The sequence below is a fragment of the Aeromonas sp. FDAARGOS 1416 genome (assembly GCF_019048085.1).
In the GTDB taxonomy this organism is placed as follows: Bacteria; Pseudomonadota; Gammaproteobacteria; order Enterobacterales; family Aeromonadaceae; genus Aeromonas; species Aeromonas veronii.
The window spans coordinates 2,119,183-2,143,000 of the sequence record NZ_CP077301.1 but is presented as its reverse complement, the minus strand read 5'-3'; the positions used below and the strand labels follow the sequence as shown (position 1 = coordinate 2,143,000).

The 23,818-nt window shown below is 58.8% G+C and carries 20 protein-coding genes; 5 read left to right on the top strand and 15 right to left on the bottom strand.

Annotated elements, in window-relative coordinates:
* Positions 1–50: 50 nt before the first annotated feature.
* Positions 51–1,385 (bottom strand): Na+/H+ antiporter NhaC family protein, encoded by a 1,335-nt coding sequence (locus tag I6L46_RS09420; protein ID WP_216977953.1) that lies wholly within the window; start codon positions 1,383–1,385, stop codon positions 51–53.
* A gap of 428 nt (positions 1,386–1,813) precedes the next feature.
* On the bottom strand, positions 1,814–2,794 hold the full coding sequence (locus I6L46_RS09415; RefSeq protein WP_216977952.1) for an alpha/beta hydrolase: 981 nt from the start codon (positions 2,792–2,794) through the stop codon (positions 1,814–1,816).
* Positions 2,795–3,067: 273 nt separating this feature from the next.
* Between I6L46_RS09415 and dapB the strand changes: the two genes are divergently transcribed.
* From dapB to I6L46_RS09395, 4 genes are all read left to right on the top strand, one after another.
* Positions 3,068–3,880, top strand: a complete 813-nt coding sequence (gene dapB / locus I6L46_RS09410) for a 4-hydroxy-tetrahydrodipicolinate reductase (protein ID WP_005347132.1) — start codon at positions 3,068–3,070, stop codon at positions 3,878–3,880.
* 669 nt (positions 3,881–4,549) lie between these two features.
* Positions 4,550–5,686 (top strand): glutamine-hydrolyzing carbamoyl-phosphate synthase small subunit, encoded by a 1,137-nt coding sequence (carA, locus tag I6L46_RS09405; RefSeq protein WP_005337628.1) that lies wholly within the window; start codon positions 4,550–4,552, stop codon positions 5,684–5,686.
* A gap of 20 nt (positions 5,687–5,706) precedes the next feature.
* The gene (carB, locus tag I6L46_RS09400) at positions 5,707–8,931 is read left to right on the top strand and encodes a carbamoyl-phosphate synthase large subunit (protein WP_216977951.1); all 3,225 of its coding nucleotides are present in this window, start codon (positions 5,707–5,709) and stop codon (positions 8,929–8,931) included.
* A 301-nt stretch (positions 8,932–9,232) separates the two neighbouring features.
* Entirely contained in the window at positions 9,233–10,384 is a 1,152-nt protein-coding gene (locus I6L46_RS09395) for a DUF1615 domain-containing protein (protein WP_201989150.1), read from the top strand.
* 65 nt (positions 10,385–10,449) lie between these two features.
* Here I6L46_RS09395 and I6L46_RS09390 read toward each other — a convergent pair whose 3' ends face one another.
* From I6L46_RS09390 to I6L46_RS09370, 5 genes are all read right to left on the bottom strand, one after another.
* A complete protein-coding gene (locus I6L46_RS09390; protein ID WP_127005817.1) occupies positions 10,450–11,322 on the bottom strand; it encodes a nuclease-related domain-containing protein in 873 nt (290 codons plus the stop codon).
* A gap of 23 nt (positions 11,323–11,345) precedes the next feature.
* On the bottom strand, positions 11,346–12,125 hold the full coding sequence (locus I6L46_RS20725; RefSeq protein ID WP_254203148.1) for a phospholipase D family protein: 780 nt from the start codon (positions 12,123–12,125) through the stop codon (positions 11,346–11,348).
* Between the two features lie 238 nt (positions 12,126–12,363).
* Positions 12,364–12,747 (bottom strand): hypothetical protein, encoded by a 384-nt coding sequence (locus tag I6L46_RS09380; RefSeq protein ID WP_042056543.1) that lies wholly within the window; start codon positions 12,745–12,747, stop codon positions 12,364–12,366.
* Positions 12,748–12,834: 87 nt separating this feature from the next.
* Positions 12,835–13,383 (bottom strand): hypothetical protein, encoded by a 549-nt coding sequence (locus tag I6L46_RS09375; protein WP_136501575.1) that lies wholly within the window; start codon positions 13,381–13,383, stop codon positions 12,835–12,837.
* A 623-nt stretch (positions 13,384–14,006) separates the two neighbouring features.
* Entirely contained in the window at positions 14,007–14,930 is a 924-nt protein-coding gene (locus I6L46_RS09370; RefSeq protein WP_234887736.1) for an autotransporter domain-containing protein, read from the bottom strand.
* 265 nt (positions 14,931–15,195) lie between these two features.
* Between I6L46_RS09370 and I6L46_RS09365 the strand changes: the two genes are divergently transcribed.
* A complete protein-coding gene (locus I6L46_RS09365) occupies positions 15,196–16,071 on the top strand; it encodes an OmpA family protein (RefSeq protein WP_005337611.1) in 876 nt (291 codons plus the stop codon).
* A gap of 86 nt (positions 16,072–16,157) precedes the next feature.
* On the opposite strand, the gene gloA is transcribed toward I6L46_RS09365, so the two are convergent.
* From gloA to rsxA, 8 genes are read right to left on the bottom strand one after another with little or no spacing between them, the layout of a single operon-like run.
* Positions 16,158–16,571 (bottom strand): lactoylglutathione lyase, encoded by a 414-nt coding sequence (gloA, locus tag I6L46_RS09360; RefSeq protein ID WP_005337610.1) that lies wholly within the window; start codon positions 16,569–16,571, stop codon positions 16,158–16,160.
* 56 nt (positions 16,572–16,627) lie between these two features.
* Positions 16,628–17,269, bottom strand: a complete 642-nt coding sequence (nth, locus tag I6L46_RS09355) for an endonuclease III (RefSeq protein WP_216977950.1) — start codon at positions 17,267–17,269, stop codon at positions 16,628–16,630.
* Between the two features lie 13 nt (positions 17,270–17,282).
* Positions 17,283–18,035, bottom strand: a complete 753-nt coding sequence (locus tag I6L46_RS09350; protein ID WP_216978036.1) for an electron transport complex subunit E — start codon at positions 18,033–18,035, stop codon at positions 17,283–17,285.
* A 24-nt stretch (positions 18,036–18,059) separates the two neighbouring features.
* Complete coding sequence (gene rsxG, locus I6L46_RS09345) at positions 18,060–18,692, bottom strand: electron transport complex subunit RsxG (RefSeq protein WP_216977949.1); 633 nt, start codon at positions 18,690–18,692, stop codon at positions 18,060–18,062.
* Between the two features lie 43 nt (positions 18,693–18,735).
* On the bottom strand, positions 18,736–19,788 hold the full coding sequence (gene rsxD / locus I6L46_RS09340) for an electron transport complex subunit RsxD (protein WP_005337606.1): 1,053 nt from the start codon (positions 19,786–19,788) through the stop codon (positions 18,736–18,738).
* A gap of 11 nt (positions 19,789–19,799) precedes the next feature.
* A complete protein-coding gene (gene rsxC, locus I6L46_RS09335) occupies positions 19,800–22,571 on the bottom strand; it encodes an electron transport complex subunit RsxC (RefSeq protein WP_216977948.1) in 2,772 nt (923 codons plus the stop codon).
* Positions 22,572–22,585: 14 nt separating this feature from the next.
* Positions 22,586–23,164, bottom strand: coding sequence for an electron transport complex subunit RsxB (gene rsxB, locus I6L46_RS09330; RefSeq protein WP_005350799.1), 579 nt, complete (start codon positions 23,162–23,164; stop codon positions 22,586–22,588).
* 2 nt (positions 23,165–23,166) lie between these two features.
* A complete protein-coding gene (rsxA, locus tag I6L46_RS09325; protein WP_005337600.1) occupies positions 23,167–23,748 on the bottom strand; it encodes an electron transport complex subunit RsxA in 582 nt (193 codons plus the stop codon).
* Positions 23,749–23,818: the final 70 nt, after the last annotated feature.

The window sequence follows — 23,818 nt, the reverse complement described above, 5'->3', positions numbered from 1 at the left end:
CAGGGTGTGGCCCCTGTTGATGGCATGTCGGCGCGCCAGCGTCTGGTCTGTTACTTGTCAGCTTTGCCGCGCATCTGGTGCTTCACGAACACGGCAATCAGTGCCGCCACCGCGAGCGCCATCGGGTAGAAACTCATGCTCACTACCGCCAGCGGTGACAGGGCGAAGATGGAGCCCAGCAGCAGCGCCTGTGCGCCCCAGGGGATCAGACCCTGTACCACGCAGGAGAAAATATCGAGCATGGAGGCGGCGCGGCGCGGGGTGACACCGTGGTGTTCGGCCAGATCCCGGGCTACCTTGCTGGCGACGATAATAGCCACCGTGTTGTTGGCGGTGCAGAGGTTGGTGAGGCTCACCACCCCGGCGATGCCGAGCTCGGCGGCTTTCTCGTTCTGTTCACCATTGTGCTCGCGAGTGAAACGGGCAATCAGGGCGCTGATGCGCTCGCTGATCCATGCCAGTCCACCCTGACGTTCCATCAGGGCGCCGAGACCGCCGATCAGCATGGAGAGCAGGAAGATCTCCTGCATGCCGCTAAAGCCCTGATAGATATCCTTGCTGAATTGACCGATGGCGTAGCCGTTGATCATGCCCACCACTCCGGCGGCCAGAATGCCGATCCCCAGCACCACAAACACATTCACTCCGGCGAGCGCTAGCCCCAGGATCAGCAGATAAGGCATCACCTTGAACAGCTCGATGGAGCTGCCGTTGGCTGGGGATTCACCCACTGAGCCCAGGGTCAGATAGAGCAGGATCACCGCGATGGCAGCTGGGGCCGCAATCTTGAAGTTTTCGCGGAACTTGTCCTTCATCTCGCACCCCTGGCTGCGGGTTGCTGCTATGGTGGTGTCGGAGATGATGGAGAGGTTATCGCCAAACATGGCGCCGGAGAGAATGGTACCTGCCATCAGCACCGGATCGATACCGGCCGCCTGCGCCACACCGAGGGCCACCGGCGCCACGGCACCTATGGTGCCCATTGAGGTGCCCATGGCGGTAGCAATAAAGGCAGAGATGAGGAACAGTCCGGGCAACAGCGCCCAGCCGGGAATGAGGGAGAGACCCAGCGCCACGGTGGCATCAACGCCGCCGGTGGCCTTGGCCACGCTGGCAAAGGCGCCCGCCAGCAGATAGATAAGGCACATCGCCATGATATTGCTGTGGCCAACCCCCTTGAAGAAGGTCTCCAGATTGCTGTTGAAGCTCTCTTTGCCAAGCAGCAGGGCCAGCATTACCGCAGGCAAGGCAGCAACCGGAGCTGGCAGCTGATAGAAGGCGAACTCGACCCCCTGCAGGGTCAGCCAGGTACCGGTACCGATAAAGAGTGCGAGAAAAACCAGAAGTGGCAGCAAGGCCCTGGCACTGGGTTGAGTCTGGATCATGTGTTCCTCTGAAATTGAACAATGACCTCCTGTCATGAACTGCTTTGTACCTGTATCGGATAGGGATAGGGGGAAAACAGGGCGGGCATCCTGCCGCATTGGGGTGCCCACAGTAGTGAGTCAACCTCGCTTGGTCAAGATAGACGTCCAGATGGATAGGTGTTTTTGTTTGATGATTCTGGTGTTGTTGAGATATCCAAAGAATATTCGGAAAAAAAAGTTAGCGCTGTTTATTGTTCATTGCTGTTCTGACGCAGTCAGCGGGTATCGCGTGCCTTTAATAAGGAAAGAGGTAAACGATAAGATCTCTGCATGCCATCTTGGGGATTTCTCCCGCAGCCAAACGTCAGCCGCACCTCTCTCTATCTCTACGTGAGCATGGTTCGGATATTTCCAGAACGCGTGGACACAAGACCTGGGCTGTGTGGTTACTGTGTCAGTTTCTCCACCGCCTGAACGGCTGTCGCGAGAGCATCCTGTTCCAGCGTCAGCGGAATGTGGCCAATACCGGGCAGCAGGGTGACAGGCCAGGAGATGCCGAGACGTCTTAACTCAGGTTCAAGTTGATCTGTTTGGAAGGCTTCGTCATTTGCACCTGCGATCACGGCGCAGGGGCGTTGCACATTGCGTATGTTCTGCTGATAGTCGCGTTCTGGCTGGAAGTTCGAGGCAAGGTTGAAGGAGTAGGAGGGGGTCAGCAGGGATTTCGCCTCATCATTAAGGGCAAAGTTCAGCACGGTCAGATGGTTGAGTGCGGAAATATGGAAACCGTTGGGGATGCTCAGGGCGATGAGGCGAGGCAAGCCGACACGCACCCAGCCACCGCTGTTGGGCCGGTAGTTGGCGGCGGTGGGGCCGAGATAGGGGGAGAGCAGCAGATAGCTCTCGAACAGCGTTTGTCGCGCACTGCCAGCAACGCGCAGCACAAAGCCACCCCCTGACGAGAAGCCGACGAGTGTTGCAGGCTTGTCGGGGGCTACCGACTTGATGAAATCTTCCAGATCGTCCTCAAGCTGGCCGATGTAGGCAATGGTGCCTTTGTTGCCCGATGCGCCATGGCCGCGAATATCGAGGGCGTAGGCGTCGTATCCCGCTTGCGAAAAGGCGTCCGCCATCTTGTGCATGCTCTGGCTGCTGGCAGAAGAGCCATGAACCAATACCACGCTGCCCTTGACCTTGTTGTTCTTCGTATTGCCCTCTGCGCCATAGTGCCGATAGGCCAACTGCGTGCCGTCACGCGCCGGGTATCTTGAGAGGGGTGGCATATTGCTCCAGTCACTCCCCTTGAAAGGGTCGTTGATGCTGGCCATCGCCGGTGCCGAGCTCGGCCCGCCAAACAGCAGAGCCGCGGCCAGCATGACCAGGGTCAGTGATCCCAACCCCACTGCAAACAGCAATCCTGCGCTCATCCTTGCACCTCGTTTGATATCGACACGGGCGTTGCCCTGATTTTGCTTATGCTGGCATTTCACTCGTTCGAACCTATCAGATGGCACCCGGTCTGCCAAATGATGGAGTGCGACGATGAAAAACGGCCTGTGACCAAAAGGAAGTTCTTGGCCAGCCAGTGTGCGCTGCCGTTGGCGAGCGCAGCAAGGCGTGGTGGCATCATGGCTTTTCAAACCCGGCGCGGGCTGGTAAAACGGTCTCTTTCCATAATTAAAAGAGATGAGAGGGTGGAGATGGACAATCCGATCCGTGTGGCCGTGATGGGCTGTAATGGTCGTATGGGCAAGGTGCTGCTGGAGGCCATCACCAACACCGATGGCGTAGTGGTCGGCGCCGCGCTGGAGCGGCCGGGTTCGGCGGTGATCGGTCTTGATGCCGGTGAGCTCAATGGGCTGGGCCATCTGGGTGTGGCCATCAGCGACAGTCTGGACAAGGTGCGCGATGAGTTTGATCTCATCATCGACTTCACCCGCCCCGAGGTGACCCTTGCCAATCTGGCTTTTGCGCTGGCCCACCACAAGCAGATGGTGATCGGCACCACCGGTTTTGACGATGCAGGCAAGGCCGCCCTGAAAGAGGCGGGCAAGCAGATCGGTATCGTGTTCGCCTCCAACTACTCGGTCGGGGTCAACCTGGTGTTCAAGCTGCTGGAGCAGGCCGCCAAGGTGATGGGGGATTACACCGACATCGAGATCATCGAGGGCCACCATCGCCACAAGGTGGATGCGCCATCCGGTACTGCCCTCTCCATGGGGGAAGTGGTCGCCAAAACCCTGGGTCGGGATCTCAAGGAGTGCGCCGTCTATGGTCGCGAGGGGATCACTGGCGAGCGGGATCGCAACACTATCGGCTTTGCCACCATTCGCGCCGGCGATCTGGTGGGGGAGCATACCGTCATGTTTGCCGATATAGGCGAGCGGGTGGAGATCAGCCACAAAGCTTCAAGTCGCCTGACTTTCGCCAACGGTGCTGTGCGGGCGGGCAAGTGGCTTGGTCAGCAGGGTGCCGGTCTTTATGACATGCAGGATGTGCTCAATCTCAAGTGATGCCTCTGTGCGGCACTTTCGTACTACAGCTACCCAGTGAAAAACCCCGGCTTGCCGGGGTTTTTGCTGTCAGTCAGCCAGAGTTTGTGTAAAAAGACACGCTATCGGCAATTTTTATCTGAATGCCTTATAAATCACACTATTGCGCTATCCGCCAGATTTTCCCTTCCTGAATGTCATCACCAGGTAACAGATTTGAGCATCTTTATGGCGGATAAAGCCATTTTTTTACACGGACTGGAAAAGACTAAAAATTCAAACGCAGAAAAACGTTTTCCAATTTTCATGTTCAATCTTGTCATCATAAAAGCGTTAAATTTGTCATTAATGTTTTTTGTGTAAAATTAAATGTCATTGTTTTAATTGGTTTTTTTGTTTATTTTTGTCGTTATCGCTGGCTTAATGGCATCTTTTGATGGTGATTTTTCCTTTTCTTTCGCGGGAGGGGGTTGCAAAGCGATCAAGTGCATAGATAATGGGTAATGTTGCTTTTTTATTGAATTTAGATGCATTTCATTTGAGAAAAGACGTTGAAATGCCACTTTTTTTAAGTAGAATGCGCCCAATTTGCCAGAAATCTGCCGGGTTCGAGTCCTGTCCAAGACCGGAACCGAGCCCGCAACACCCAGGTAAATTGCTGAATTTAAAGCTAAATAACTGGAGGTTGTCTTGAATCACACTGCATTGCTAGTGCTGGAAGATGGAACTGTGTTCAAAGGCGTGTCGATAGGCGCCGAGGGATGTTCCGTTGGTGAAGTGGTTTTCAATACGTCGATGACGGGCTATCAGGAAATCCTCACCGATCCCTCTTATTCCCGTCAGATAGTCACCCTCACTTACCCCCATATAGGCAACACCGGCACCAACAGCGAAGATGAAGAGTCCAGTCAGATCCATGCTCAGGGATTGATCATCCGGGACCTTCCGATACTTGCCTCCAATTTCCGCAATCAGCAATCTCTCTCCGAATACCTCAAGTCTCACAACATCGTTGGCATCGCCGACATCGACACCCGTAAACTGACCCGCATCCTGCGCGAGAAAGGCGCTCAGGCTGGCTGCATTCTGGCCGGGAAACAGGTCGATGAAGCTTATGCTCTCGAACAGGCCCGCGCCTTCCCCGGTCTGAAGGGGATGGATCTGGCCAAAGAGGTGACGGTTGGTGAAGCGTACAACTGGACCGAAGGGAGCTGGCAGCTTGGCAAGGGGCATGTCACCCCGGATGCCGACCAGCTGAAATACCACGTAGTGGCCTATGACTTTGGCGTCAAGCGCAACATCCTGCGGATGCTGGTTGACCGTGGCTGCCGCCTGACCGTGGTGCCTGCCAAGACCCCGGCCGCCGAGGTACTGGCGATGAACCCGGATGGCATCTTCCTCTCCAACGGCCCCGGCGACCCCGAGCCGTGCGACTACGCCATCGAGGCCATCAAGGCTTTCCTTAATACCAACACGCCGGTGTTCGGCATCTGTCTGGGTCACCAGCTGCTGGGTCTGGCCTCCGGTGCCAAGACCGTCAAGATGAAGTTTGGCCACCACGGCGCCAACCATCCGGTGAAGAGCCTTGATGACAACACCGTCATGATCACCGCTCAGAACCACGGCTTTGCGGTAGACGAGAACAGCCTGCCGGATTGCCTGCGCGCCACCCACGTCTCCCTGTTCGATGGTTCCCTGCAAGGTATCCATCGCACCGACCGTCCGGCCTTCAGCTTCCAGGGGCACCCCGAAGCGAGCCCGGGCCCGCACGATTGTGCCGGTCTTTTTGACCACTTTATTGAATTGATTAAGCAGTATCGCGCCTAAGAAATAGAGGAAAGAGTTTCATGCCAAAACGTAACGACCTTCAGAGCATCCTGATCCTCGGCGCCGGCCCCATCGTCATCGGCCAAGCCTGCGAATTTGACTACTCCGGCGCCCAGGCGTGCAAAGCCCTGCGCGAGGAGGGCTACCGCGTTATTCTGGTCAACTCCAACCCGGCCACCATCATGACCGACCCGGAGATGGCAGACGCCACCTACATCGAGCCCATCACCTGGGAAGTGGTACGCGAAATCATCAAGAAAGAGCGCCCGGACGCCATCCTGCCCACCATGGGCGGCCAGACTGCGCTTAACTGCGCACTGGCGCTGGAGAAGCATGGCGTGCTGGCCGAGTTCGGTGTCGAGATGATCGGTGCCACCGCCGACGCCATCGACAAGGCCGAAGACCGCTCCCGTTTTGACAAGGCGATGCGCAGCATTGGCCTGGAGTGCCCGCGTGCCGGCATCGCCCACAACATGGAAGAGGCGTGGGGCGTGCAGCAGATGGTTGGCTTCCCCTGCATCATCCGTCCCTCCTTTACCATGGGCGGCTCCGGTGGCGGCATCGCCTACAACACCGAAGAGTTCGTCGAGATCTGCGAGCGCGGTCTGGACTTGTCGCCGACCAAAGAGCTGCTCATCGATGAGTCGCTGATCGGCTGGAAAGAGTACGAGATGGAAGTGGTGCGGGATCGCAACGACAACTGCATCATCGTCTGCGCCATCGAAAACTTCGACCCCATGGGTATCCACACCGGTGACTCCATCACGGTCGCGCCAGCCCAGACGCTGACCGACAAGGAGTACCAGCTGATGCGCAACGCCTCCATGGCGGTGCTGCGCGAAATCGGTGTCGAGACCGGCGGCTCCAACGTCCAGTTCGGTATCAACCCGAAAGATGGTCGCATGGTCATCATCGAGATGAACCCGCGGGTGTCTCGCTCTTCTGCGCTGGCTTCCAAGGCGACCGGTTTCCCCATCGCCAAGATCGCCGCCAAGCTCGCCATCGGTTACACCCTCGACGAGCTGATGAACGACATCACCGGCGGTCGTACTCCGGCCTCCTTCGAGCCGGCCATCGACTACGTGGTCACCAAGGTGCCGCGCTTCAACTTCGAAAAATTCGCCGGTGCCAACGACCGTCTGACGACCCAGATGAAGTCGGTCGGTGAAGTGATGGCCATCGGCCGCAACTTCCAGGAGTCCCTGCACAAGGCGCTGCGCAGCCTCGAGACCGGCAAAACCGGCTTCGACCCCATGGTCGACCTCAATGCCCCGGACTCCCTGACCCGCATCCGCCACGAGCTGCAGGATGCCGGCGCCGAGCGTATCTTCTACATCGCCGACGCCTTCCGCGCCGGCCTCTCCATGGACGGCATCTTCAAGCTGACCAAGATTGACCCCTGGTTCCTGGTGCAGATTGAAGAGCTGGTGAAGCTGGAAGAAGAGGTGAAAGAGCGCGGCATGGCCGGTCTCGATGCCGACTTCCTGCGCGCCCTCAAGCGCAAGGGCTTTGCCGATGCCCGTCTGGCCAAGATCCTCGGAGTGGCCGAAGGGGAAGTGCGCAAGCTGCGTGCCCGCCACAACATCTTCCCGGTCTACAAGCGGGTCGATACCTGCGCCGCCGAGTTCGCCACCAACACCGCCTACATGTACTCCAGCTATGACGAGGAGTGCGAGGCCAACCCCACCGACCGCGACAAGATCATGGTCATCGGTGGTGGCCCGAACCGCATCGGTCAGGGCATCGAGTTTGACTACTGCTGCGTACACGCGGCGCTGGCCCTGCGCGAAGACGGTTACGAGACCATCATGGTCAACTGCAACCCGGAAACCGTCTCCACCGATTACGACACCTCGGATCGCCTCTACTTCGAGCCGGTGACCCTAGAAGATGTGCTGGAAATCGTGCGCATCGAGAAACCCAAGGGCGTTATCGTCCAGTACGGTGGCCAGACCCCGCTGAAACTGGCCCGTGCACTGGAAGCCAACGGTGTGCCGATTATCGGTACCAGCCCAGATGCCATCGACCGCGCCGAAGACCGTGAGCGCTTCCAGTCTGCCGTCGAGCGCCTTGGCCTCAAGCAGCCGGAAAACGGCACCGTCACCGCGCTGGAGCAGGCGGTCGTGGTGGCCGAGCGCATCACCTACCCGCTGGTGGTTCGCCCCTCCTACGTGCTGGGTGGCCGCGCCATGGAGATCGTCTACGACGAGACCGACCTGCGTCGCTACTTCGCCGAGGCGGTTAGCGTCTCCAACGAATCGCCGGTACTGCTGGACCGCTTCCTGGACGATGCCACCGAACTGGACGTGGATGCCATCTGCGACGGCACCGATGTGGTTATCGGCGGCATCATGGAGCACATCGAGCAGGCCGGTATCCACTCCGGTGACTCCGGTTGCTCCCTGCCGCCCTACACCTTGTCCAAGAAGATTCAGGACGAGATCCGCGAGCAGGTGCGCAAGCTGGCGCTGGAGCTCGGCGTTATCGGCCTGATGAACGTACAGTTCGCGGTCAAGGGCAATGACATCTACCTCATCGAGGTTAACCCGCGTGCCGCCCGTACCGTGCCGTTCGTCTCCAAGGCGACCGGTGCGCCGCTGGCCAAGATTGCCGCCCGCGTGATGGCCGGTCAGAGCCTGAAAGAGCAGGGCTTTACCAAAGAGATCATCCCGCCCTACTACTCGGTGAAAGAGGTGGTACTGCCGTTCGCCAAGTTCCCGGGGGTTGACCCGCTGCTGGGGCCGGAGATGCGCTCCACCGGTGAAGTGATGGGTGTGGGCAGCAGCTTTGCCGAGGCCTATGCCAAGGCGCAGCTGGGTGCCAACCACGCTGTACCGAAAGAGGGGCGTGCCCTGCTGTCTGTTCGTCACAGCGACAAGGCACAGGTGGTCGATTTGGCCGCCAAGCTGCTGGAGCTGGGTTACGAGCTCGACGCCACCCACGGCACCGCCGTCGCGCTGGGCGAGGCGAGCATCAACCCGCGTCTGGTCAACAAGGTGCACGAAGGTCGCCCGCACATTCTCGACCGCATCAAGAATGGCGAGTACACCTACATCGTCAACACCGCCGAAGGGCGGGTGGCTATCGAGGACTCCAAGCAGTTGCGCCGCGCTGCCCTGCAGAACAAGGTGGCGTATACCACCACCATGAACGAGGCATTCGCGACCTGCATGGCCATCAGCGTTGATGCCACTGCCAGCGTCAACTCGGTGCAGGAGCTGCACCAGAAGGTGAAAAACCGCTAAGCGTTTGCAGCGGGCATCAGCCCGACTTGCCAGACGACCAACCCCCGCCAGCGATGGCGGGGGTTTCTTTTTATCTGTCGCTCACCGTACGGTTCGGGGCGGGTGAATCCTTGAAGAAGGTCATGAGTTCCGCATCGCAGACAACGGATGGCGCGTGGGGTGGCAAAAGCTGGCAAGGGGAGGGGATGCTGCGAGCGCGGGTTTCAACTGCGGCAGGCAATCCTCTACAATGGCCCCACTTTGCTTGTCAGTGCAGTGCCAGCGGCGCTGCCTGTAGGGCCTACAAAAAATGGACATGCTTATGAGCGCTTTACCTTCCTGTCGTCTTCTTGCCTTCTGCTCTGCCTTGTTGCTGGCCGGTTGTGCCAGTGATCCCGCCTCCGCGCCTGCCAAAGAGGCGAGCGTAAGCAACCCCAAAACGCCGCCTGCCATGCAGCCGCGCAAACCGGCGGATATGAAGAGCCGCATCGTGCGCTTCTTGCCCCGTCAGGTGCCTGACAAACAAGGGTGGGCCAACGACGTGGTGACGGCGCTCACCACCCAGGGGGTGACGGTCAATGATCACAATGTCTGTAGCGTGCTGGCGGTGGCGGAGCAGGAAGCCACTTATCAGGCCGACCCCGTGGTGCCGGGCCTTGGCAAGATCGCCTGGAAAGAGATCAACTCACGGGCAGCCAAGCTGCTGATCCCCGAATTTATGGTGCGGGCCGCGCTCTCCATCAACTCGCCCACCGGCAAGAGCTACGCCGAGCGGATCGACAAGTTGCGTACCGAGCGGGAGATGAGTGAAATCTTCGAAGACATGATCAGCATGCTGCCGATGGGCAAGACGCTGTTTGGCAACCTCAACCCGGTGCATACCGGCGGCCCGATGCAGGTGAGTATCGCCTTTGCCGAGGCCAACGCCCGTGGTTACCCCTATCCAATCAAGGATTCCATCCGCCACGAAGTCTTTACCCGTCGCGGCGGCATCTGGTTTGGCACCAAGCATATCTTCGGTTATCCCGCCGACTACCCGGATACCCTCTACCGCTTTGCCGATTTCAACGCTGGCTGGTACGCCAGCCGCAATGCCGCTTTTCAGGCCGCCGTCAGCCGTTTGAGTGGCAAAACTCTGGCGCTGGACGGGGATCTGATCCGCTATGACTCGGATCTGCCGGGCAATACCGAGCTTGCCGTCTACACCCTCGCCAACCGGGTCAATATGAGCAAGCAGGCGATCCACCAGAGCCTGCGTAAAGGGGATACCGCCGAATTTGCCGAGACCGATCTCTACCATCGCATCTTTACCCTGGCCGACAAGCAAGCGGGCAAGCGACTGCCCCGCGCCATCCTGCCCGGCATACAGCTAAAGAGCCCAAAAATCACCCGCAACCTCACCACCGCCTGGTTTGCCAAGCGGGTGGATGACAGGGAGCAACGATGCGTGCGGCAGATGGCGACGATTAGGTAAGAAGCATCAAGGGCGGCCAATTGGCCGCCCTTGATGTGAGAGTGAGTTTCCCCTTATGTGGCAGTTCATGCCTTGCTGTTCCCCGTGAGATTTACAATGAATCTGCATTTGGGGTATCCACTGCATCCCCAAAACCGATTGCCTCGGTTATCCCCCCGTTTGGCGGTACGCAATATCATCGGGTTGCCGCATCTGGGGCATAGTGGATTTTCTTGGGGGCGCGATTCGGTGATGGTTGGCGAGGCGTTCACCACCTGATTGACGACAGGCATTGCAGCTACGGATAAAGGCGGGTGGGGAACCTCGCTGTGACGTGCTTTCAACTGCGCCACATGCTGTTTATGGGTCTGCCAATTGGCGGCCAGTCGTCCCCGCTGGATGGTGTCGATCACTCTGGTGACTTCGGCAGGGGTCAGCACCTGCGCGGTTTTACTCTTGATATAGCGAATAAGCCCGCGGTTCATCACGTTATCCGGCATGGGGGTTTTAAAGGTGCAGTCGCCAATAAAGTAGATAATCGAATGGAGCTGATGATCAGCAAGACCCAGCAAGGATTTGAGTGTCATCAGGTGCAGATAGTTTTGGCGCAGGGGATTTTGAAAGGTATGTCTGCGGCGATAGAGCTGCTGGGTCCAGCTCTTGTGGGCTGGATTGCCAAATATCCACCCCTTGATGTTCTTGGTCTCGATCACAAACAGCCCGAAGCGCGAGACGATCACATGATCGATCTGGGTAGTGCCCTGCGGGGTCGGCAGGGTCACGTTCTTGAGCAGGTGGTACTCCCGCTTGTCGAGAAAGAGCCGGATGCCCAAGTTGATAAATGCTTCCCCAACCATTCCTTTGAACTTGGGCGTTTTGATCAGGGTGGCAATCAACAACAGGGGCAGCAGATACCAGAACTGGCCCAGCAGAACCGCAATAACGGGAGTGAAGTCCATTTCACATTTATCCAGTCAGTGAATTAGAGGGGATTCATGGCCTCTGGCCAGAGGAAATAGGGGCCAAATTTGGGGCTCATTCTAAACTCCCCTCCTTCCTCTTTGCCTTTCGCTGTTAGGTAATGCTTGCTGTCACGCAGCTCAAGCAAGCCGTGAGTCACCATTTTTTCCAACAACTCATTGGTTTTGATCCCCCACTTTTGCGCCAGTTTGGATGAGGTCAGTTTTTCAGTGGCTGACTCATTTTCGTTAGCAGAAGGCTGTTGGGTTTCGGCTTCACTGACAACCCGTTCAAGGGATATGCGGACTTCATCACTAACCCGAATAATTCGTTGTGCCTCATCATAGGCATCACGGTAAAGGTCATGATCTTCCGAGCGCTGGATCAATACCCCCATCTCGTTGTTATTGACCTGACTGAACTCGTAGAGATTGAGGCTGGTGACAATACACATCTCTTCATTGAGATAGCACTTGGCATGGAGGTTTTTGCAAAAGCTGGTGCGGATATAGGTGAGCTCTTTGAGCCAGCTGATCTCTTCCGGTTGCAGCTCACTTTTGCCATAGACGATCCGCACATCGATCTTGAGGCGGTTCTTGTCGGTGAGCAGCTCCTTGATCCTGTCGTTGAGCTTGAGGAAGGGGCTGATCAGGATCAGACGTTCTTTGGCATCTTTGATAAGTTCTTCAAGAAAGTAGTTGGTTGCGCTGGTATTCAAAAACTTGGCCATGGCAAAAATCTCTATCCCTGTGGTGTAACTGGTGGCGCAAATACTTGGCGGCGCTTGGCAGGCCATCTCCATGCCGGGCGCCGTGATCACTCAGCCAGTGCGGTTGGCAATCGACATCGTGGCTCCATGTGGACGATGGGGGCCAAACTGAGCCATTCTACCCATTCCATCAGAAGGAATATGTGACAGATTGCACTAACTCTGTGACAAGGCTGGATTTTTCGGGGCGGGCTGTGGTTGATGCTAAATCGCAGGTGCAAAAAAGCCCCTTGGCGGGGCTTGGTGTCTGGCAAGGCCGGTGTCGGGATTATCAATCGAACAGGATGCGGCCGCTGGTGCCGGCATCGCTGTCTTTCCAGCTGGCACCGCTTTTGCGCAGGGTGTAAGTGATGGTCTCCTGCTTGAATTTCAGGTAATCGCTGCCGCTGTGGCTTGGTTTTACCTGATTGCCATCGATATAGGTCTCCCCTGTGGTATCGACGTGAATTTCGGCCACGGTGCGGCCATCGTCAGTGACCGCCTTATAGTTGCCAGCCCACGGGCTCTCGTCGCCATACTGCACGGCCCCTTCCTGAGCGTGCGCTTGGGCATGGGTCTTGTGGCCGTGATGGGTTTTGGCCACGGCACAGCCGGAGATACCGACAGCCAGCAGGCAACCGAGGGCGACATTGAGCAGAGTCTGTTTGGATTTCATCTTCATTTACCTGTATCAAATAATTGCAATGGATAAGGGGTGGAGCCCCCACGGTAGGTGTGGGCCCCGCTGAGCCGTGGCTCGAAATCAGTCCTGATTGATGCCAGAAATATGGCCGCGGGCGTCGGTGAGGCAGTGCCAGAGCCGGTCATGGGGCCCCTTGATATCAATCATCATCCCCGCCTGGGAGTCGGCCACATAGTCGAGGGTCAGTTTGCTGCGGCTGACGCCCGCTTTTCTGGCGACGGCGTTCATGCAGGCGTTCTCGGCAACCTTGGTTTGCGCAGTGCTGCCGTTGTAGGCACTGCTACTGGCGATTTCATTATCATCATCATCGCCGTCGTCATCGTTCTCATCGTCATTGAGCTGGCAGGCGCCACTGTCGCCATTTTTGACAAAATAGGTGATGCCCCAGTCGCCATTTTTCACCATGGAGAGGGTGGTGCGCCCCTTGCTCGCCTCGTAGAAATTTGAATTCACTTTTTTAAGTGGAACTTGCTGGTTATTGATATAAGCCGTGCCATCTTCGACGCGAAGATTAATATGTCCAGGACAGCTGGCGGATAAATCAGGCACCCCTGCATATGCGGTTCCGGTCATGACCAATACAGAGAGAGCAAGCAGCGTTTTTTTCATCAGATAACCTCAAATCAACAAGGATCAGCAAGTGTGATGTCGTCAAAATAACGGTTGCTATGCCTGAACGTTATTTCTGTGCTCATTGCACACCTGTTATCGGTAGCCCGCAGTCAGTCGTTTCAGTGCGCCTCGTCCTGCCGGGATGACGCCAAATTTAGCAGTCGGGTGATGTAAGTAAAATAAAACAGGATTAATTGGATTCATAAAATATGAAAAACTATAAATCATTTAAAACAATGGGTTAGGTGCAGTTCAAGTCACTGTGCAAAAGATGGGGGACCATCCGGGATGGTTCCTTATGGGTGTCGATAAAGTTGCCATAGGGCTGCAATGCCGGGAGTAGAGTATTTCCTCTGTTGCATGATGGCACAGGCTGGCGATATCAAGGGCCAATCAGCCATTGCGCGCCGTAAATACACAGACAAAAACTCCAATATTCGGTGTGCTAGGGGGGGAATTAGCCTGCCAGCAGGTGGATATTTTTACCTGATATTAATGGGTGGTGAGATATATGAAAAGGGGCAGATCAATAAACCCTCCATCAATAGAGGCATGATTATCTGGAACGTTAATATACTTTCCCTGAGGATTGCCCACTCGTGGCAGGAAAATATAACGACTTAGAAACTCATGGCCAACCCGATGGAATAACCGCTGGTGTTGTGGCTGAACATATAGCGGGCAACCAGCCGGGTACGGGTGACTATGATGTCGTATTTGCTGCTATCCAGCTCCAGACCGGCGCCGATGGAGTTGAGGGAGTCAAAGCCAAGCAACCCCCGCTGCTCCCCCAGATATGCGGTATGAGCCCCCTCCAGTACATAGCGCACCGGTCTGTCGAGCAGTGTCCAGTGGAATAGCGGGGCCCGGCGACGCAGATAGAGACCGAGGTTCTCCGCCTCGGCGTGACCACGGACGCTGGTCGAGGTACCGCCAAAGCTCTGCAGGTGCTGGTAGGAGTAGCGCACTTCGATATCGATATCCTGCGCCTTTGAAAAGAGCTCGTAGTCGAGCATCAGCGAGCCTCCCAGTCCGTACATATTGAGCTGTCCACCATCGAGAAAATCCAGCGAATAGCCCTTGGTGCGCTCCAGAAGCCAGTTGCCGATCCGCAGATCGCTGGCCATGGTACCGAGCGAGACGTTGGCGATAGGGCGCAGCACCCAGTGGCCACCGCGCGGGTCTTCATGGAGGGCGATATCCCAGCCGATCCCGCCCGAAGCTGTCAGGCTGTTCCATTTGGTCGGGAGGGTGCGGCTCTCGGTGCCGTTGCTCACCACAAACTGGGGATCGTAGCGGCTAAAGCCGATCGCCCCTTCCAGATAGATGGGCACGGCTTCGCTCATGGTGGCGCCGCCACCGATCTGGGTCATGTTAAGGGCGGCAGATTGATTGGTGCCGCTGCCGATATCGAGGTTGCTGGCGGTGATGTCGGGCACCACAGTGAAGGTCATCAGCGAAAGCACCGCATTGGCGCGCTCCTGTGCCCACTCCTGATCCTGTGTTGCGGCCTTGACGGCGCTGCCGGATAGCGCCAGCAGCATTGGCAACAACATCTGCAATAAAGAGAAGCAAGAGCGGTGCATGAGTGTGGCTCCCGATAAGCGGCGTCTGATTGCCCTGGTTTTACTGTAGCGAGCTTCCTGCCGGCTGGCACGGAGCTAAGAGGGGGGAATAAGCGCCGCTTGCGGTCGGTTGCCGCTGAGGGGCAAGCCTTTGCCACACCAACGGCACGCCTTTGCAGTTTGTCGCTAAAGCTTGGCCTCTTGCCGCCGATATCTCTTGTGAGATCGTGTGGAGGACAAGCAATTGAACGCTTGGGTGTTGGGGTTGGTCAGCATATCCGTGAGTATGCAGTTACAGGCTGGGGTCACCGAATTTGGTGCCGGTCTGGATCAATCCGTCTGGCGTTTGACCTCCGATACCCAGATTGAGTGTCGCCTCGAGCATCCTATTCCCAACTGGGGAACGGGGGCTTTTGTCAGTCGTGCCGGGCGCAAGATCAACCTCGACTTCGAGCTCAAGGGCAAGCGGCCACAGGCCCAGACCCAGACGGTGAGTCTTGGCATCATGCCGCCGGTATGGCGCCCGGGGATAGCCGGGCGAGAAGTGAGTCAACTGCGTTTCTATCAACAGTTCGATGGGCTGGTGGAGGGGCAAACCGCCTGGACCATGCTCGACGAGCTGGAGGGGGGGCGGATGCCGACCTTCCAGTATCGGGACTGGTATCGCCAGAACCGCGCGGTGCGAGTGTCCCTCTCGTCGGTCAACTTTCGGGTGAAATATCAGGCATTTATCGACTGTCTGAGCGGGCTCTTGCCCTACAGCTTCAACGACATCGCCTTTAGCGTGCTCACCTACGACAAGAACAGCGATCAGCTCTCCATCCCCTCCAAGCGGCGGCTGGCGATGATCAGCGAGTTTATCAAGGCGGACAAGAGCATCGACGTGGTGGTGATCGACGCCTACAGCGACAGCTATGGCGGCCGCTGGCCGAACCTGAAACTCTCCGAGAAGCGGGCCGATGCCATCAAGAAGGTGTTTGTCGATCTGGGGATCGATCCCGGCAAGATCTCGGTGGAGGGGCATGGCGAGAAGCAGCACGTCGCCTCCAACGAAACCGAACAGGGTCGTGCCAAGAACCGGCGAGTGGTGATCAGCATGGGGCGTAACGGCGAGATCTAGCTTTGCGGCCCGGTCAGAGAAGCATAAAAAAGAGCGCAGATGCGCTCTTTTTTGATCCTGCTATTCAGCAGCGGGATTAGGGCAGCTTAGAAGCTGTCGCCCAGGCCAGTACCGGCATCTTTCTTGGCAATCAGTTCAATCTTGTAACCGTCCGGATCTTCGACGAAGGCGATGACGGTGGTGCCGCCTTTGACCGGGCCCGGCTCACGAGTGATCTTGGCACCGGCGGCGCGCAGTGCTTCGCAGGTGGCATAGATGTCGTCCGCTTCCAGCGCGATGTGGCCGTAGGCAGAGCCCAGTTCGTACTCGCTCACCCCCCAGTTGTAGGTCAGCTCGATCACCGCTTCATCCTTCTCGTCACCGTAGCCGACGAAGGCCAGGGTGTACTTGTACTCGCTGTTCTCGCTCTTGCGCAGCAGCTTCATGCCGAGGACGCGGGTGTAGAAGTCGATGGAGCGTTGCAGATCGCCGACACGCAGCATGGTATGCAGAATTCTCATTGCTCAGTTCTCCGGGTTGGTGATGTGTACTGCTTTCAATCTCGGTTGCGAGGCTATCAGCTTTCTGGATAGACCTTCTCTTTGTATTCGCACAAGTCCTCGATGATACAGGAACCACAACGGGGCTTGCGAGCCAGACAGGTGTAACGCCCGTGCAGGATCAGCCAGTGGTGGACATCCAGCTTGAACTCGGCGGGTACCACTTTGAGCAGCTTTTCCTCCACCTGATCCACGTTCTTGCCCACCGCAAAACCAGTGCGGTTCGATACCCGGAAGATATGGGTATCGACAGCGATGGTGGGCCAGCCAAAGGCGGTGTTGAGGACCACGTTGGCGGTCTTGCGGCCGACGCCGGGCAGGGCTTCCAGCGCTTCGCGGTTCTCCGGCACCTCGCCGCCATGGCGCTCCAGCAGGATGGCGCAGGTCTTGATGACGTTCTCGGCCTTGGTGTTGAAGAGGCCAATGGTCTTGATGTACTCCTTGAGCCCCTCAACCCCGAGATCCAGCATCGCTTGCGGGGTGTTGGCCACCGGATAGAGCTTGTCGGTCGCCTTGTTGACGCTGACATCGGTCGCCTGCGCCGAGAGCAGCACGGCAATCAACAGCTCGAATGGCGAGTTGAAGTTGAGCTCTGTGGTGGGGTGGGGGTTGTTTTCCCGCAGTCGCTCGAGGATCTCTCTGCGTTTCTGGTTGTTCATGCCTTGCGTCCGATCATAGCTCGGTCGCCCGGACGCGGGCCGGGGCAACGTTGCAGTGGGCTATGGTAGCGGCCTGTTTGCGGTCCCGCCAGTCGTTGATGGCGTTCTTGGCGGCGATCAGCAGCCCCAGCCCGATAAAGCCGCCAGGCGGCAAAATCGCCAGCAGCAGGCTTGCATCGGCGTGGAACAGCTCGATGCGCAGGGATTTGGCCCACTCGCCCAGCAGTAGCTCGGCGCCATCAAACAGGGTGCCCATGCCGATGATCTCGCGCATGCCACCCAGTACCAGCAGCACCAGGGTAAAACCAAGGCCCATCATCAGGCCGTCGAGGGCCGCCAGCAGCGGCGGATTCTTGGAGGCATAGGCCTCGGCGCGGCCGATGATGACGCAGTTGGTGACGATCAGGGCGATAAAGATGCCGAGTGCCTGATAGAGGCCATAGGTGTAGGCGTTCATCAGCAGCTGCACGCTGGTCACCAGCGAGGCGATGATCATCACATAGACCGGGATGCGAATATCCTTCGGCACCCAGTTGCGCACCAGCGAGACGGCGAGGTTGGAGCAGACCAGCACCGCCATGGTGGCAAGGCCCAGCCCCAGCGCATTGGTAAAGGTGGAGGAGACGGCGAGGGTCGGGCAGAGGCCCAGCACCTGCACCAGCGAGGGGTTGTTCTTCCACAGCCCCTGACTCATCAGCTCCTTGAGCTCGCCCTTGCGGCTTTCCAGCTCGGCAATCGGGGTTGCGCCCGTTTCAATCTGTTCCATCTGGTTCATGATGGCTCGACTCCGTTAGTTCGCCGCCGGACAAGCCGGGGCGTTGCTGAGCAGTTCGGGTTGCTCCTGCTGCAGTTTAAGCAGGTTCTTCACTGCCTTGACCACGGCTCGCGGGGTGATGGTGGCGCCGGTAAAGGCATCAAACTCGCCGCCATCCTTCTTCACCGCCCACTGGGGCTCGTTGTCATGGGTCAGGAATTTTCCGGCAAAGCTGTTGATCCAGTCCGATTTCTTCAGCTCGATCTTGTCACCGAGGCCCGGGGTCTCGTTGTGAGCGAGCACGCGCACGGCGGTGATGGTGCCTTTGGTATCAAAGCCCGCCACGATGCGGATCGCTCCGCTGTAACCATCCGGCGCGATCGCCTCCAGCGCATAGCCCGTTACCACGCCATTCTTGCTGGCGGTATAGAGGGCCTGCGGCTGATCGCTGCCGAGATACTTCCTGCTGGTCACCTGTTTGCAGCTGGCCACCAGATCGTTGTCATAGCTCCCCTCTGGCAGCAATACCGAGAGGGTCTGCTGCTTCTCCAGCTGCTGCTGGTGGGCGATTTTATCCTTGGTCAGCTCGTTGGTCAGTACCACCAGCGCGGTACAGCCGAGCGCGAACATCGCCAGAATTAGGCCGTTCTTGCGCATGCTCTTTAACATGTCCGGGCTCCATCAGCTGTGATGGGGGAAAAGGGCAGAAACATCATTGGCGACGGGCTCCATACACTTTCGGGCGAGTCAGGCTGTCAATAAACGGCACACAAAGGTTGGCCAGCAGCACGGCGAAGGCGAACGCATCCGGATAGCCGCCAAAGCGGCGGATGATGTAGACCAGCACCCCGATCAGCACGCCATAGACCAGTCGGCCGCGCGGCGTGGTGCAGGCGCTGACCGGATCGGTGGCGATAAAGAAGGCCCCCAGCATAGTCGCGCCGCTGAATAGATGGAACATGGGCGTGGCAGTCGCATCCGGGCTCACCAGATAGCCGATGGTGGAGGCCGCCAGCAGGGCACCGAGAATCGCGGTGGGAATGCGCCAGTTGATCACCTTCTGCTGCAGCAGGAAGAGGCCGCCCAGCAGATAGCCGAGGTTGACCCAGCTCCAGCCGATGCCGCCCCAACCCTCAAACAGCGGGCCGCTCAGGATCTCGCCGGTGGTGAGCCCCTGAGTCAGGCCGGTTTTCAGGGTATCGAGGGGAGTTGCCATGGTGAGACCATCCACCCCCTGCTTGAGCTGGGCCATGCTGTAGCCGTCGAGGCTAAAGCCGGTGAAGATCACCGACGCCGCATCGCCAAAACCGAGGCTGTAGGCGCGCACGCTCTCCGGCGGCAGCCAGCTGGTCATCTGCACCGGGAAGGAGACCAGCAGCAGCACATAGGCGACCATGGCCGGGTTGAACAGGTTCTGGCCCAGTCCGCCGTAAAGGTGCTTGGCGACAATGATGGCAAAGGCAGTGCCCACCACCAGCATCCACCATGGCAGCAGCGGCGGCAGGGAGAGACCGATCAGCACGGCGGTGAGCGCCGCACTGCCATCCATCAGGGCAGGCTTGATGGCGCGGCCCCGCAGCTTGAGCACCAGCGCCTCGCACAGCAGCGCGGTCACCAGCGCCAGCAGGATCTGGATAAAGGAGCCCCAGCCGAAGAACCAGGTCTGGGCCAGCAAGCCCGGCACGCAGGCCAGGATCACCAGCAGCATCAGGGTTCGGGTCTGTTTGCGGTTATGGGCAAACGGCGCAGTCGCAATATTGAACATGAGTCTGTCGATTACCTTGTGGTTGTTCGGTCGGCTGACGGGACATCTTCAGCGGCGGTCCCGGCGGCTCTGGCTGCCTCGGCCGCCAGCTTCTTCGCCTTGGCGCGGGCCACCGCGGCTGCAATGGCCGCTTTTTTCGGATCAACCGGGGCATCAGCCGCAGGGGCGTTCGCTTCAGGCACGGCAGTGACGGCAAGTGGTTGCTCACTGCTGGCTGCATCGCTTTGCATCGGCTCGGCCGGTGCGCGCTCCCCCTCAGTTCCGGCACTCTCTAATTGAGTACCGGCATTTTCTACCTCTGCACTGATACGCTCGCTCTGCTGGGCCAGTTTTTTGGCCTTGGCTCGGGCGATGGCTGCGGCGATAGCGGCTTTCTTGGGATCGACAGCTTCGCTTGCAGCCGTATCGCTTTGGCTGGTGGTTACTTCGCTCTTGGCTACCGTCACGTCGCGGGTCTGTGCGCTGGCAGTTGGCTCACTCTGCGCACCCTCAGCACCGGCACTTTCGCCCTGCTGGGCCAGCTTTTTGGCCTTGGCACGGGCGATGGCTGCGGCGATAGCGGCCTTCTTGGGATCGACCGCTTCACTTGCAGCCGTATCGCTTTGGCTGGTGGTTACTTCGCTCTTGGCTACCGTCATGTCGCGGGTCTGTGCGCTGGCAGCTGGCTCACTCTTCGCATCCTCAGCACCGGCACTCTCGCCCTGCTGGGCCAGCTTTTTGGCCTTGGCGCGGGCAATAGCAGCGGCGATAACAGCTTTCTTGGGATCAACCGCTTCGCTGGCCGCAGATGGCGCATCGCTTTGGATTGCTGCCGTTTCGCTGGTGCCTGCGGTGGCAGTCAGATCGCCCTCAGCGCTGTCACCCTGCAGCGCCAGCTTTTTGGCCTTGGCACGGGCAATGGCGGCGGCAATCGCCGCTTTTTTCGGATCAACCTCTGCTTTTTGCTGATCAGCATCTACCGCAGGTGCAGCAACGGCTTCGGCAGTCACAGGCTCGGCGCTATCACCCGCTTGCGCGGCTTTCTTGGCCTTGGCGCGGGCCAGTGCGGCGGCGATGGCTGCTTTCTTGGGATCGCTGGCGGGGTCCACCGCCTCGGCGGGTTGCGCCGTAGCGGCTGTTTCGCTGTTTGCGCTCTCCGCCAGCTTGGCGGCGCGGCGCGCCTCCGCTTCCCGTTTGCGGGCTTCGCGGGCGGCAATCACTGCGCTGTTGTCAGGCAAGCCCTCTGCGGTGGCGGCAATGGCAGTGATGGGGGCATCCTGCTTGGCCTTGATGCGGGCGAGGGCGGCTGCCACCGGATCTTCCCCGCCTGCGGCCGTCATGGTCTGACGGCGCTGGGCGGCGGCTTCGGCGTGGCGCGCTTCGCGGGCCGCTTTCTCCCGCTCGAAACGAGCCTGCTTGGCCTCGAAACGCTGCTTGGCGCGTTCGGCTTTTTCGGCCTCGGCACGGGCTTCGCGAATGTCGTCCTTGGCGATTTTGTAGTACTGCACCAGCGGGATCTCGCTCGGGCAGACCCAGGCGCAGGCGCCGCACTCGATGCAGTCCATCAGGTTGAGCTTCTCGGCCTTGTCATACTCCTTGGCCCGGCTGTACCAGTAGAGCTCTTGTGGCAGCAGGGTGGCCGGGCAGGCGTCGGCACAGGCGCTGCAACGGATGCAGGGCTGCTCCGGGCCGGGGGCTGGCAGTTCGGCCTGCGTCGGCGCCAGCAGGCAGTTGGTGGCCTTGACCACAGGCACCATGGCGTGGGGCAGGGTAAAACCCATCATGGGGCCACCCATGATCACCCGCTGCTCCGCTTCCGGTTGCAGCTCGAAACGCTGCAACAGCCAGCGCACCGGCGTACCGAGGCGCACCCAGGCATTGCCGGGTTTTTTGAAGCTGTCGCCGGTGAGGGTGACGATCCGCTCGATCAGCGGCTCGCCGTCGATAATGGCGCGCTTGATGGCAAACACGGTGGCGACGTTGAGCACCATGATGCCGATATCGACCGCGCGGCCACCCTTGGGCACCTGACGGCCGGTCAGCAGCTCGATGGTCTGCTTGGCACCGCCCGAGGGGTACTTGGTCGGCACCGTCTTGACCAGCACGTCCTCGTCGGTGGCGTGGCGGGTCAGCTGCTCAATTGCCTCGGGCTTGTTGTCTTCCACCCCGATCAGGGTGAGTTTCGGTTTGAGCAGGTGCTTGAGCACCCGGATGCCATCCATGATCTCGTCGGCATACTGCTGCATCAGCCGATCATCGGTGGTGATATAGGGTTCGCACTCCAGCCCGTTGACGATCAGGATCTCGGTGAGCTGGCCGCGGCCATCGAGCTTGCTGTGAGTGGGGAACACGGCGCCGCCAAGGCCCGCCACCCCCGCCTGCTGGATGCGCTCAAGCAGCTCGCCCCGCTCCAGATTCCAGTAATCGGCTTTGCCATTGCGCTCGCCCCACTCATCCTCCCCATCCGGGGTGAGAATGACACAGAGATCGCCGAGTCCGGAGGGGTGGGCAACCGTGTGGTTGCCAATCTCGGTGATGGTGCCGGAGGTAGAGGCATGGACAGGGACGACCCGCCCCTTGGCATAACGGGTCAGCGGCTGCCCTTTTTTGACCTTGTCGCCCACCTGCACCAGCAGATCGCCGGCGGGGCCTGCGTGCTGGCGCAGCGGAATGATGAGGCGCGGCGGCAGACCGGCGTCTACCACCGGGCTCTGGCTTGATTGCAGCTTGTTGTCGGCGGGGTGAATGCCACCGTGAAAGTCCCAGAGCGTGCCGGCTTTGATACGTTCGAGTAAGGAATGCATGGTTGCTCCGCTGTTTATTCCACTATCTTGACCGGAATCTTGCCCGGAACATGCACGTTATTGAGATCCCACTTCCAGTTATCGACCGTGGTGGGCACCGGGATCATCTCGATGCAGTCGGTCGGGCAGGGATCAACACAGAGATCGCAACCGGTGCACTCGTTGGCAATCACGGTATGCATCGCCTTGGTGGCGCCGACGATGGCATCCACCGGGCAGGCCTGAATGCACTTGGTGCAGCCGATGCACTGATCTTCGTGGATAAAGGCGACCTTTTTGACCGGCACGGCGGCCTCGTCACTGCCCCCCAGCGGCTGGGGCTCGACCCCCATCAGATCGGCAATCTTGCGCATGGTGGCCTCGCCACCGGGTACGCATTTGTTGATCTGATCGCCGTTGGCGAGCGCCTCGGCGTAGGGTTTGCAGCCGGGATAGCCGCACTGGCCACACTGGGTCTGGGGCAGCAGGGCATCGAGCTGATCGACGATGGGGTCTGCTTCCACATGAAACTTGACGGCGGCAAAGCCCAGGATAATCCCGAACGCCAGCGCCAGCAGGGTGAGCACCAGAATGGCAAAGAGAATATGGATCATGGTTATATCTTGATAAGGCCGGTAAAGCCCATAAAGGCCAGCGACATCAGACCGGCGGTGATCATGGCAATCGACACCCCGCGAAACGGGGCGGGCACATCGGCGGCGACCAGACGCTCGCGCATGGCGGCAAACAGGATCAACACCAGCGAGAAGCCGGTGGCGGCGCCAAAGCCGTAGATCACGCTCTGGATAAAGTCGTGTCGCTCATTGATGCTGAGCAGCGCCACCCCGAGCACCGCGCAGTTGGTGGTGATGAGGGGCAGGAAGATCCCCAGCAGGCGATAGAGGGTCGGGCTGCTCTTGCGCACCACCATCTCGGTAAACTGCACCACCACGGCGATCACCAGAATAAAGGCGAGGGTGCGCAGATAGGCGATATCCAGCGGCAGCAGGATATAGTGCTCCACCAGATAGGAGCTGGCACTGGCGAGGGTCATCACGAAGGTGGTCGCCAGCCCCATGCCGATGGCGGTTTCCAGCTTGCCGGAGACCCCCATAAAGGGGCAGAGGCCGAGGAATTTCACCAGCACGAAGTTGTTAACCAGCACGGTGCCGATCAATAAAAGCAGGTACTCAGTCATCAATTACCGTCACTGAAAGTCGGGTTATCGGGGTTTGAAGGCGGGCGGTATTATCTGACGTTAGGGCCAG